Genomic DNA, 13,095 nt, shown 5'->3' on the forward strand with positions numbered 1-13,095 from the left:
AAAATAAGAGGAGCAGATATATATGGGATACAAAGACTCAAGAAATGAAATCATAGAATTAGTAGAAGCAAAATATCCTTGCATACAAGTAGTATCAGAAGATGATGTACCGGTTATAAAAACATTTGTGAAAATAGCAGAAAATAAAATGACAGATATAGATTACGATGTTATTACTTGGAATATAGCAACAGGGGTGGTTTGTGAATACGGGGAATATGACAAAAAGGGATTTTTGACAACTCCTGATAAGTCGCTAGAAGAAAAGGTAACTAAATTATTTGAATTCATAAAAACGTATAAGAAAGATGCGATATTTATTCTTCAAGACTTTGATTTTATTATAAAAGAACATAAGAATTTTTCATTTAATTTAAAAGATGCTGTGCAAAGTATTACATTACCTTTAGAACAAGGAGAGAATTTAAAACGACATACTTTTTCATCTATAACTTCTTTGAAACATATCGTTATTTCATCGGCAACACAATATATACCTGCGGAGTTGGACAAACTTGTAAATCTAGTTCATTTCGGAATGCCTGGAAGAGAGGAAATTGAAACAGTTATAGATAAAGTAGCAGAAATCGCTAACCAAAGCATTTCAAAAGAAGAACGAGAAAATATTATCTCCGCTTCTTTTGGATTGACTGAAACAGAATTAACAAATGCTTTATTTAAATCTATTGCTAGTAGTGATAATAAAAAAATCAATTCAAAAAGTCTATCTTCTCTAAAGGCACAAATTATTAGAAAAGGCGGTTTGGTAGATTTCGTAAACACTGATGTTGGTGGAATAAACAATATTGGTGGGATGAATAATCTTAAAGACTGGATAGAAAAGAGAAAAATTGCTTTTAATAAAGAAAAACGATTAGCTAGGAAACTTCCATATCCTAAAGGGATATTATTAACAGGAATCCAAGGTGCTGGTAAATCACATATGGTTAAGGCAATAGGAGAACACTTAGGGATGCCACTTATTCGTTTTGATATCGGAAAAGTAAAAGGGAAGTATGTAGGAGAAAGTGAAGAGAATATGCGCAAAGCTATTTCTTTAGCTGAAGCAGTATCTCCATGTATTCTTTGGATAGATGAAATTGAAAAAGCTTTTCCGGACCCAAGAAACATAAATACACACGAGGTTTCAAAAGGGCTATTGGGCTATTTCTTAACTTGGATGCAAGAAAAGAAAAAACCAGTTTTTGTAGTAGCAACAGCAAACAATATTGATACTTTGCCTCCTGAACTTCTTAGAAAGGGTCGTTTTGACGATTTATTTTGGGTGGATTTACCGAAGGATGAAGAAAGAAAGCAAATCTTTGAAATACATTTGAAAAAAATTGATATAGACCCAAGTGAAATGGATTTAACTGAAGTTGTTGAAAAATCAAATGGTTATTCAGGAGCGGAAATAGAAGCAGCAATCCACGAAGCGAATTTCCATTCTGCTTATGATGATAAACCACTTGATACAGAATATATAAGTGCAGAATTAAGTAAAACTACTCCAATTAGTGTGGTTCGCGCTGAGTCTATTAAAGAAATGAGAGATTGGGCAAAGAAAAACAAAGTAAGACCTGCAAGTTAAGGAAACGTCATAGTATAGAATGAAAAATCCACGCCTATAATTTAGGCATGGATTTTTTTAATGCGATAGTTTTAACCGACGTGTTGCTCTTCTTCTGTTTTTTCTTTTTCGCCTAATTCAAGAACCAATTCTTCTATTTCTTTGGTTTCTACGAATTCTTTGGTTACGGTGATTTTGCGAACTTCTTCTCTTACAGGCATTTCGTATGAAATATCTAATAAAGTGTTTTCTATAACAGAGCGTAATCCTCTAGCACCAGTTTTCTTTTCTAGAGCAATGTTTGCAATTTTTTTAATAGCATCATCGGTAAAGATTAATTCTTGGTCATCTAACTCAAACAGGCGTTGGAATTGTTTAATGATTGCGTTTTTAGGTTGAGTTAATATGCTTATCATTGTTTCCTCATCAAGATGGTCAAGAGTTGCAATAATCGGTAATCGACCAATTAATTCTGGAATAATTCCAAATTTCACTAAATCTTCTGGTGTTATTAGGTGATGATAGTTATCTGTCACGTCTTCGTTTACAACTTCTTCGATTCCAAATCCAATTGATTTTGTGTTTTGTCTCTCATTAATAACATCTTGAACGCCTTCAAAGGCTCCACCTACAATAAATAAGATATTGGAAGTGTCCATTTGTATCATTTCTTGACTAGGATTTTTTCTACCAGCTTTAACGGGAACATTAGATACTGTTCCTTCTATTATCTTCAGAAGTGCTTGTTGAACACCTTCCCCGGAAACATCGCGAGTAATAGAAGGGTTTCCAGATTTTCTAGAAATTTTATCTATTTCGTCTATGTATATAATTCCTTTTTGAGCTTTTTCTAAATCGAAATCAGCAGATTGTAGAAGACGTAGTAAAATATTTTCAACATCGTCACCTACATATCCAGATTCGGTAAGTGATGTTGCATCAGAAGCTGCAAAAGGAACATCTAGCATTTTAGCTAAAGTTTCTGCTAGGAAGGTTTTACCACTACCAGTCGGTCCAGCAACTAAAATATTACTCTTTTGAATTTGAATATCGTCTTTAGAAGGGTAATATATGCGCTTATAATGATTATAAACGGCTACAGAAAGAACCTTTTTGGCTTTTTCTTGACCAATTACATGTTTGTCTAAGAATGCGCGAATTTCGGGCGGTTTTGGTAGTTGGCTTTGTTGTGCCTCGTTTTCAAATTCTTCTTTTTTCTTTAAATTTTTATCCAAGATATCGGAACATACATCTACGCATTTTTCACAAATAAATGCTCCGGGTCCTTTAATAAGTAGTACATCTTCTTTCTCTATTTGCCCACAAAATGAGCACTTAATAGATGATTTGTGTCTGTCGCTCATACTTTGAAGTTTCACCTATTGCGGCAGGTTAAACTCCTTTCACCTCACTTACTTACAAAAAATACTTTACATAAAACAACGTTCTTAATGTTCTTAATTTCTTGTTCATCATTAAAATTTTCATCACAATTAAATGTATTCCTTTTACGCGAACAAAAATCCAAACTAAAATGCTTCAAAAAAGTAAACGGTTTAAATTTGAAAACATGAACAAAAAAGAGTCGTTTTAAAAAACGACTCTACTTTGTCCATAGTTGGAAATTATCTAATTTGAAATATTGTCCTGGCGCTACAGTTTGTTCAACAATTTCATTTTTTCCATGTATACGGTAATTTATTTTATATTTACTTAATATAGAATTTGCTTCTTCTTCTGTTTTTCCGATGAAATCTGGAATGTAATAAGCATTTCCATCTTTAATCTTACTTGTTATAAGAGTGACTTCTAGCTTTCCGGATTCATAAGAATATTTTTGGTCAGTGACAACTTCGCCTTTTCCATCATGTTTTACAGTTAATTTGTCACCAAATTTTTCATGCAAGTCTCGTTCAGCATCTTTATAAAGTTTCCATGATGTATCAGGAACATCAACAGGGTCTACTTGAGCTGCCTCTTTAGAGTCTTTAGTAGTTGTTTCTTCGGAATCATCTTCGTTGTTTTCAATATCTACTGTAGGAGATACACCTTCGTAACGAAGAATTTCAGTCATTACATCTTTAGCAATTGGGTTAGCTGCATCACTACCAAATTCAACACCTTTAGGTGCCTTAACACTGATAATAATTGCATATTTTGGGTTTTTATAAGGATAAAATCCTATGAAACTACCAATAATTTTCCCTTTAACATATCCTCCGTTTTCTACGTACCAAGCACTACCTGTTTTTCCTCCACCATCATATCCTGGAACTTGAGCTGTTCTACCAGAACCTTCTTCCATGTTGGTTTTTAGGTATCCTCTCATCTTAGAAGTTGAATCTTCAGAGAAAACTCGGTCCTTAGGTTTTTGAGGTGCATATATAACGTTATTATTTTTATCTGTTACTTGTTTAACTAAAGTAGGAACAAGCTTATGACCACCATTAACAATTTCTGAAAATGCCGTAATCATTTGTACAGGTGTAACCATAATACCTTGTCCGAAAGAAATATTTGCTCTTCTAACTGGGTCCTGCGATAATGACTTCTCTGTAGGTCTGTTATATGATGCTTGCTCACCAGGTAGTTCAATACCAGTAGCTAGACCAATTCCCGTTTTATCAAAGGCTTCAACTATTTGTTTGTTTGTCATACTGTTGGCAACGTTAATCATACCAACGTTTGAAGAGTTTTTAATAATCCCTTCTAATCTTTGAGGACCCCAACCTTGACCTCTGTTCCAATCTCGAATGCGCGTTCCGTTAACATATGTTGTTCCTGTAGGGAATACTTCATCACCTTTTAATGCCCCAGAATCTAATGCCGCAGTCATAAATACTGGTTTGAAGATAGAACCAGGTTCATAAAGGAAATTCGCAGGGGTAGTTGTCCAAGTTTTAGGATTAGATTTTTGGTACTCATTCGGGTTGTAAGTTGGATAACTTGCCATCGCTAGTACATCACCGTTATTTGGGTCCATGATAACAGCGTGAATTTCTTGTGGTTCTAATTTTTCTGTTGCTTCTTGAAGGCGTGTTTCCAAAACATGCTGCATGTAAGAATCAATTGTTAATTGAACATTTTGTCCATCAACCGGAGATACTACGTTTTGAGAACCCACCGGAATAACTTCTCCAAAAGGTGTCATTTCGCCTAGTCTATATCCATTTTTACCAGCAAGGAATTCATTCATTTTAATTTCAATTCCTGCTCCTGGTTCCGAGTTATTATTTACAAAACCTAGGATGGTTCCTCCTGTGTTTCCGCTTGGATAAAGACGTTTAGTTGTTTGTGAAATTTGGATTCCTCCCACGCCACTTTGTCGAATGAGCTTAGCTGCATTAGGTGGAACTTGCCTAGCGATAACTTTGTACTTAGATTTCTTGTCTTTAAGTAATTTTAAAACGTCATCGTAAGATAATTCTTTAATATTCTCAGAAAGAACTTTAGCAACCTTTTCTTCGTGTCTTTTAGAAACGATAAGGTTTGGGTTAACCGCAACGTCCTGCATTACTAGGCTCATCGCTAAGATGTTTCCTCTTTTATCAAGAATGTTTCCGCGCTCAGGAAGTAAAACTTCCTCACGAACCCTTTCTTTGATAATTTCAGCCTGTAAATCATCGCTTTTAATGAATTGAATGTAACCCACTTTCAATATAGCAATGATGAAGAATCCGAAAACTATGCGAGATAACCATATCAGCTTAAATTTTACGTCCCTGTTTTCGATTGGTAATCTCTCCTTTACCTTTATTTCATGAGCTATGTGCATTAGTTTTTCAATTTTTTTATAAAACCCTTGAAAGGAGATATTCTTGTTTTTAAAGTTTCATTATTTATTTACGTTAAATGTAGTGAAGTTTCGAATTCGTGGGGGGTAACGTAATGAAAGACGATAAAAATACTAAACGTAAAAGCAGACGTTTATCGAAATCCGAAGAAGAAAAAAGAAGTCAAATATTATCCGAAGTTCTAGATAAATGGGTTTGTGTACGAGATAAATATTCAGATGATAAAAAGTTCTACTTTGTAAAACATGTTTTGGGAGAAAGAGGCAAGACTTCTCGTATTAAACAAATATTAATAAGTGGATATAAAGAGCAGGATGGAATCTATGAAATTTCAGATTATGAAGTAGGATATGTATTTGATGCTATTACAAAATCTAAAACAATTGAAATCAAACCTAAAAAATTCGATTTAAAATATGGATTGTATTCAGAAAATGAATTCGCAGAAACATATGAAGATTTATTGGAATATCTAGTGGATGAAGGCTGCGTGACTGAAAACGAATTATACGCAATGTTAAAAGGTAATAAGTTTCACTTGAATTTAACAGAAATTCAGTTATCTTATGTACGGAATTTCCGGAATGTTAATTAAGGAGGCGTGAACATAAATGAGAGAAAGTGTTTATAAAAAGGACATTAATAGGGTAGAAGTATCTGGAGAAATCAGAAACTTACCTGAATTCGTAAGATATATTCAGACAACAGAAGGTGTAAGACCTTTAATATCTTTTGATTTAATGTGTTATAGAAATAGAAAATCAGAAGGTGAAGAGTGGCAACTTGATGAATTAAAAATAGTTCTATTTGATAATGAAGCTTTTTTGCAAAATGCAAAAGAGGGAGATAGATATCATTTTATTGGTGAATTACAAAGTCGTAACTACAATCGTGTGAATGAAGAAATGGATGAATTATATGCATTAGCAGTTGAAAATTATCACGCAATTACTGGCTCATATCCTTGTGAAAATCAGCCGACTAACAAGAAAAAAGAACCAATTGATTGGAGAAAATTGATTCAATTCACTTTAATACCAGATGCTCCAGAAGATTCAATGTTTGATAGAGATATGGTAAAAGGGAAGTCTCAAGAAACTCCATTTATTTACGTTGTAAATGCCGATGGAGAAGTAACTAAAGAGAGCCAACATGTTACTTATGAAATTGTAGCAGTACAAAAACCGATAAAATTGGAAGAACCGGTAGATGTATTAGAAGGTGATATTAATAGAGTTAAAATGTGTGGAAGAGTAACTAGAAATCCATTTTTTAACTTTTTAGGACAAGAAAAACCAGTAGCATTTGTGAATTTCAATGTAGGAACTAAATCTGACTTCTTCTCTGAACATATGTTTTTTAATAATGCTATTGCATGGGGAAAAAATGCAGAAGCTATATTTCAGGAAGTAAAAGAAGGAGATTATGTTTTCTTCAAAGGTCGCTTGCAAAGTAGACCATATGTAAAGAAATTCAGAAAACGTTGGACGACTCCAGGTGGAAATAGAAAGAAAAAAGATATTGAGCTTCCATTAAAAACAAGAGAAGTTTCTATTTCATACATAGAAAAACAAATTAAGAAAAATAAAGACTCTTCTCCTTATAAAAAGTAAAGTAAGGCTTTTTCGCTTTTCCTTGCAAATACATGGTGTTTGAAAAAGAGGAGAGAGCGTTCATGGACCGTTTAATATTACCTTTAATGATGTATAAGGAATCTGGTAGTGCGGCAAAGGGGACTAAAAAGAAACACTTAGTTGTCCCAACATGGAATCATTTATATCAAATTCGAAATAGTAAAAAATTTCTAGATTCATGGGCATTAAAACATAAAGAAAAAATTGAAATATTGACTCGCCAGTGGATGTTAGAAAATGATTGGGAGACAACACATGATACAAAAGTGTATGTGGATGTGTGGATTTATTGGTCAGATGCACGGGAAAGAGATTGTCATAACATAGATAAAATTATAATGGATGCTTTTGAAGATGCGGGAATTTATGACAATGACTGCAATGCTTTAGTTAGGTACCAAGATTTTGATATTGACATGCAAAATCCAAGAGTTGAGGTAGAATTTACTGTAGGAAGCCGTTTTGTTCGTAAAGAACAAGTAGAAAAACAGAAAAAACAGAAGAAGCTTGAAGAAAAAAGACGGAAATCAATTTGATTCCGTCTTTCACTATGTTTACAGAAGGGAGGCAAGTGCAGTAGGCACACATTTATGAAAAAAAGAGATATTTTGAGTTTAATACGCCTTGATGTTCAAAGAAAAAACAAACCAAAGAAAAAACTTGATGATTTTCTTCTTGGTGAAGAAGACCAACATGAAGAAATTATGCATGCAAAAAGAAAAAAAGACGACTCAGTAAAGAAAAAATCAAATGTAATGGAAGAAGAAATAGGAGCTTCCAAACAAGATGAAGCTGCGGTAAAACCAAATATAAGACAGTTGGATTGGGGAACTTTAAGTAGAATGTCCCTTCGTGAGCAAAATATTGAATTAAAGCGTGAATATATTTCCCTCTTAGAGAAACTTGAAGAGGTAGCTGCTAATGTCGCAAGCGAAAAAGGTGGAAATAGTGAAAAAGCTATCAAAATAGAAAAACATAAAAAAGATATGAAGTTATTAAGAGATTTTCTAAGAGAAATTGTTGGTTTGATTCCAGATGGTTATGAACTAAGAATGCAAATGGATACCACATCATGGAGTGTGGCAGATGTAGAAGATGAAATTCTGAATAAAATTAAATCTCTCGTTTCAAAATTAAAGTTTACCGATAAAATTATTGAGGAAGAAACAAAAAAAGTTGCTGCGCAAAAACAATTTTTAGAAAATGAATTAATTAGAGCAAGAGAAAGAATTAAAGATTTAGAAGGAATGATTTTAAACGGAAGTAATTCTGAAAGTTCAGTGCAGGGAACAACTTTAGAGAAACAACCTCAATCACAAGAGTCTTATCATAATAATCAGGTTCCTTCAGATGTAGTTCAAGTTAAGCAAGAGGATATTGTAGATAATAAAATGACGAATAAAGAAGCTCCGCAACAACAAGTTACACAGAAAAGAAATCCGTTTGAACAAACCAATTCTAGCAATAGTTCTAATTCTGGGATGTCTTCGGGTCAAGGAAGCGTAAAGATTCCAGAAATACCGGAAGAAGTACCTAAATATTTATTTATAGAGACAGAGAGATATTTAGAAAATTTCCCTGATGAATGTAAGTTTACATTAGAGGTTATTGGTAGAACCGGGGTATCACGAAATGCAGAACTAAAAAATGAAATGGAACAATTAGAAGAAGGAAAGAAATACTTCTTCCCTAACAATCAGTATGAATATGGTTATTTAAATAATGCTGTTAAAACATTAAAAGACCGACAATTTATTACTAGTAAGGAAATTAATTTGGGTGCTAGGGGATACAAATTTTTAGTTTACGAGTTAACCGATATTGGAAAAGCGGTTTATTATAAATTCACTCAACAACAACCGGTAGAAGCAGAAATGCACAAAATGTTGGGAGACCATAAATCATTAGAACATGGATATTTAATTCGTGAGGTTGCAAATGAATTCAGAGCAAAACATTATACGGTACATGAAGACCGAGAGTCTTGTACGTACAAATTAGAGGATGGTAAAAGAAAGGTATTTGACTTGGTAATTGAAAAAGATGGTCAAAAGCAACACATAGAAGTTGAAAGAGGAACACATAATGATGATGATTTCTTTAAAGCTATGGATAAAATTTATCAAATTACTAGCGAATTTTACTTTGTTGCACCAAATGAAAAGATTTTATATCAAGTCACAAAAGGAAAGGTATTTAAATGGATAACGGACCGACTTGGAGGTTTCGAAAATGCAAAAGGAAAGATGAAAATGCACTTTTCTACTATTGAAAAAATCAAAAAGAGTGATGAGCCTTGGGAAGTATTTGCTCTATAATTTAAACTCCTTCATTGTAAGGGGTTTTTATTTGTGTTTGGAATAATTTTTGTTCACTAATTCAAGATGGAAGAAGGAAACTTCCTTTGCGTCACCATAAAATATTCAAAAAAACTTGCATTTTGCTTGTTTTATGTTACTTTTTCTTGAAAGTTGAGGTGATAAATATTGAGAGGGAAAAAGCTTAAAAAGCGAAAATTGATGATGTTTGGTATTGCTATTTTGATAGCTGGATTAAATATTTCTATGTATGCTGGAAACTCTGAAAAGGAAAAAGTGGTTATTGTTCGAGGAGATATTGATGTAAATAGAACTTTAGGAGAGCAACTAGAACAATTTACGACCATTGAAATAAAAAAGAATGACTCTATGAAAATGGGAGATTCTGTTGTTAGAAGTTTAGGTGAATTAACAAATAAGCGAATTTCGGTACCTTTAACACAAGGAAGTCCAATTCCAAAATCTGTATTGTTGGATGGGAAAGGCATTGGGCAATTTGCTTCATCAACAAGAGTTTATCAAACAGTATATAAAATTACTGGAGGTGTAGCTCAGCTACCTAAAGGGATTAAAACTGGCGATAAGATTGATATTAATATCATGACAATAAGCAATGATAACAAAAAGGAAAAAAGACTAGATGTGTTTATGAGAGATGTAGAAATTCAATCTTTAACAGAAGCGGATGTAATTATTAAGGTTAGTCAAGATGATTTCAATAACTTAACAATGGCAAGTGAACTCGGAAAATTTGTTTTACAACTTCCTGGACAAAAATCAGTTCCAAGTTGTAATGAACTGTCAGAAGAAGATAAAGTATCAAAAGAATGTTATAGAGATGCTGATAAACCAGGTACAGTAACATCTACAGACATATTAAAGAAAATTCAAGCTGGTGAAGTAATAAATCAAGCAGACATAGATGAAGCGGAGAAAGTGAAAGAGAATTTACCAAAAAAAGATGAACAAGAATTATCTAATCCTGACCAAGAACAAGGAAATCAAGACGTAAAAACTCGAAAAAATAGAGATGATTTAATAAATAGCTTTGATAGATAATTAAACTTAATCGAAAGGAGGGATTATATGCCTAAAAAATTTATTAATCTTTATATTGTTGATAATAGTGAACAATTTACTGGGAAACTTGAAGAAATTTTCTTTGAAAGAAGACATTTAGGGATTAATGTAATTGGTTCGGCAATCAAAAATAGGGCTTGTGTAGAGGATATTAAGAATACTAGGCAAGCGGATGTCTTCCTTATTTCTGCATTTCTTCCAGACAAAATGGGAATAGAACTAGTAACATATTTAAAGAAAAATGTAAATCCGAATGCAAAATTCATAATAACAGTAACGAGTAACACAAGGAACTTGGTTGAACAAGCTCTTAGTGCGGGTGCAGATGCATTTTTACAAAAACCATTTAATCCAACAAAAGTAGTAGAACTAATCTATGAATTGTGTGGGAAAGAATTTGTAGAAGAAGAGGAAGAAATTGAAGAAAACCATTATCAAGATTACCAAGGAAAATATGAAGAAGAGGAAGAAAATGAATTTGTAGTAGAGGATGATGAAGAGGAAGAGGAAGACGTAGAAGATATCTTTAAGCAAAAAAGTAATTTCCATGTAGATTATGATGATGAGGAAGAAGAAGACGAAGATGATAATGATGCAGAAGATATCTTTAAACAAAAAAGTGATTTTATGGATACGCCTAAACCTAAGCCTCGTATAAAAAAAGATGTTGCGCAAATGTTTAGTGGTCCGAATGCAGGAAATAGTCTTTTTGGAGGCGTAGCAGATTCCAATAAACCAAATAAAGTAGTAACATTTACTGCTCCAAAATCTTCTGGAAAAACAACTACTCTTGTAAATGTAGCTGCATCTATCAAAAGAAATTCAGAATATGACCCTAAAATTGTAATTGTGGATTTGAGTCTTGTATATCCGTCTGTGCAATTTGCTTTGCATCATGAGGATTTACAATTAGCCAAAAAAACTATTTATGACCTTATGGATGATATCTATGAATTGGATAAAGAGCTTCTTCGAAAAGCAACAATTGTACATGAACCAACCGGAATTCATATCATCGATACGCCTTTTCAATCTATTAGGGACTTTACTCGTGTAACAAAGGATAAAATTAAACAACTGATTTTATTCCTGAGAGAAGAATATGATGTGGTTTTAATAGATACTTCTGGAAATATTAGAGATTATACAACAACAATTCCAATGTCGATGTCTGATATAAATATTATTTTATTCCAAAGTGATTTTACAAGTCTTGTACAAACCAGAAAATTTATAGAAATGGTTCAATTATTAGAAGAGAGTGTCGATAGAAGAATATTGGATAAGACAATGTTAGTTTTAAATCGTTATGACGAAGGTAATAGTTTATCTGTCGACAAAGCAAGAAGCACAATTCTAGATGTGGAAGGATTAGAACTTAACATTCCGCTTCATATCCCTGAAGAACCTGAAATGACAAAATACACTAATAAAGGTGCGTTTATTGTTGATAAGAATGGAGCAACTAGTGAAAAAATAAAAGAACTTGCAGCAATGATTTATCCATTTTACGCGGGTGGGGATAGTTCAAGAAGAGGAACAAAAAAAGAAACTAAATCTTTGTTTGGCTCATTCATGAACAAATTCAAGAAGTAATATAGCCTCCATCAAATTAGATGGAGCTTCTTTTTTACCCATCATTTACAGGAGGTGAAAAATATATATGATTCAAAATATCACGGACGCTATAAGTACGTATCCTGTACAAGTTATAGGCATTATGGTTTTGTTGCCCATTTTGGTACTTATGTGTTATGAGTATTGGTACAATAAAAAACATGAACTAGAAAAACGTGTGAAAACTTATTTAGAAAAAGATGCTGATAAAAAATTTATTGATGTAGCGGTTCGGCAAACAAACAAATATTTAGGGGATAAAGGAGACAAGATACAATTAAAGTTGGAGCGCTCAAATATTCTCTTTAAAAAAGAAGAATATTTAACATTTATGATAGCAGGGATGATTATAGGTGCTTTAGCAGGATTTATATTATTTCCATTTGGAGGAGCATTTAAATCACTTGTATCTTTTATTCATGCTCCTTTGATTCAAATATTTTTTGCTAGATTATTAGCAGCGGCGGCATTCTCCTTTTTAGGTTATTTTACTCCTGAGGTATGGATACAGTATTTAATTATAGATAGAAGAAGATTATTGGATGAACAAATTGAAGACGCAATGTTACAAATTGCAGAAGCTCTTCGTGCAGGTTCTGGTATAAACTTAGCTATTAAGCTTGCTGGAGATGAATTAAAGTATCCAATGAAAGATGAATTTACTAGGGCTTACCAGGAAATAAGTGCGGGTAAAAGTTTTAACGATGCAATGGATGATTTGAAGGACCGTGTAAACCTAAAGGATTTTACAATGGCAATAAACGCGATACAAATTCAATATGAAACAGGAGCGGAGTTAGAACCCCTTTTAAGAGAAATCGTTAAAACCGTTGGGGATAGAAAAATATTAAAAAAAGAGCTTCAAAAACAAATCACTAGTAGTAAAGGAACAGCAATAATTCTGATGACTGCTCCTTTGTTGTTTAGTATTGCATTTTCAAGTATGAATGCAGAATCTTACGGGCAAATGACAAAAACTCCATTCGGAATCGTAATGATTCTAGTAGGAATTGTTTCTTATTTAATAGGTTCAGCAATCATTTTGAAGATTCTTAAGGATATCTCTAAATTAACATAGAAAA

10 protein-coding genes are annotated in these 13,095 nt (G+C 32.9%); 8 read left to right on the top strand and 2 right to left on the bottom strand.

Features of this window, described 5'->3' with window-relative positions:
- Positions 1 to 22: 22 nt before the first annotated feature.
- On the top strand, positions 23 to 1,591 hold the full coding sequence (locus PDL00_RS01705; protein ID WP_270725755.1) for an AAA family ATPase: 1,569 nt from the start codon (positions 23 to 25) through the stop codon (positions 1,589 to 1,591).
- A gap of 71 nt (positions 1,592 to 1,662) precedes the next feature.
- Here PDL00_RS01705 and clpX read toward each other — a convergent pair whose 3' ends face one another.
- Both clpX and PDL00_RS01715 read right to left on the bottom strand, forming a co-directional pair.
- Positions 1,663 to 2,934 (bottom strand): ATP-dependent Clp protease ATP-binding subunit ClpX, encoded by a 1,272-nt coding sequence (clpX, locus tag PDL00_RS01710; protein WP_270725757.1) that lies wholly within the window; start codon positions 2,932 to 2,934, stop codon positions 1,663 to 1,665.
- Positions 2,935 to 3,173: 239 nt separating this feature from the next.
- On the bottom strand, positions 3,174 to 5,345 hold the full coding sequence (locus PDL00_RS01715) for a penicillin-binding transpeptidase domain-containing protein (protein WP_270725759.1): 2,172 nt from the start codon (positions 5,343 to 5,345) through the stop codon (positions 3,174 to 3,176).
- Positions 5,346 to 5,458: 113 nt separating this feature from the next.
- Here PDL00_RS01715 and PDL00_RS01720 point away from each other — a divergent pair, with 113 nt between their 5' ends.
- The 7 genes from PDL00_RS01720 (at position 5,459) to PDL00_RS01750 (ending at position 13,091) form a co-directional block, all read left to right on the top strand.
- On the top strand, positions 5,459 to 5,959 hold the full coding sequence (locus PDL00_RS01720) for a hypothetical protein (RefSeq protein WP_270725761.1): 501 nt from the start codon (positions 5,459 to 5,461) through the stop codon (positions 5,957 to 5,959).
- 16 nt (positions 5,960 to 5,975) lie between these two features.
- Positions 5,976 to 6,977, top strand: a complete 1,002-nt coding sequence (locus PDL00_RS01725; RefSeq protein WP_098006828.1) for a single-stranded DNA-binding protein — start codon at positions 5,976 to 5,978, stop codon at positions 6,975 to 6,977.
- Between the two features lie 62 nt (positions 6,978 to 7,039).
- Positions 7,040 to 7,534, top strand: a complete 495-nt coding sequence (locus PDL00_RS01730; protein WP_205753406.1) for a RusA family crossover junction endodeoxyribonuclease — start codon at positions 7,040 to 7,042, stop codon at positions 7,532 to 7,534.
- A 54-nt stretch (positions 7,535 to 7,588) separates the two neighbouring features.
- The gene (locus PDL00_RS01735; protein WP_270725765.1) at positions 7,589 to 9,316 is read left to right on the top strand and encodes a hypothetical protein; all 1,728 of its coding nucleotides are present in this window, start codon (positions 7,589 to 7,591) and stop codon (positions 9,314 to 9,316) included.
- 168 nt (positions 9,317 to 9,484) lie between these two features.
- Complete coding sequence (locus PDL00_RS01740) at positions 9,485 to 10,375, top strand: hypothetical protein (RefSeq protein WP_270725767.1); 891 nt, start codon at positions 9,485 to 9,487, stop codon at positions 10,373 to 10,375.
- A gap of 27 nt (positions 10,376 to 10,402) precedes the next feature.
- A complete protein-coding gene (locus tag PDL00_RS01745) occupies positions 10,403 to 11,992 on the top strand; it encodes a response regulator (protein WP_270725769.1) in 1,590 nt (529 codons plus the stop codon).
- A 67-nt stretch (positions 11,993 to 12,059) separates the two neighbouring features.
- Positions 12,060 to 13,091 (top strand): type II secretion system F family protein, encoded by a 1,032-nt coding sequence (locus PDL00_RS01750; protein WP_270725770.1) that lies wholly within the window; start codon positions 12,060 to 12,062, stop codon positions 13,089 to 13,091.
- Positions 13,092 to 13,095: the final 4 nt, after the last annotated feature.

This window comes from Bacillus cereus group sp. TH152-1LC (assembly GCF_027710505.1).
Taxonomy (GTDB): Bacteria; Bacillota; Bacilli; order Bacillales; family Bacillaceae_G; genus Bacillus_A; species Bacillus_A mobilis.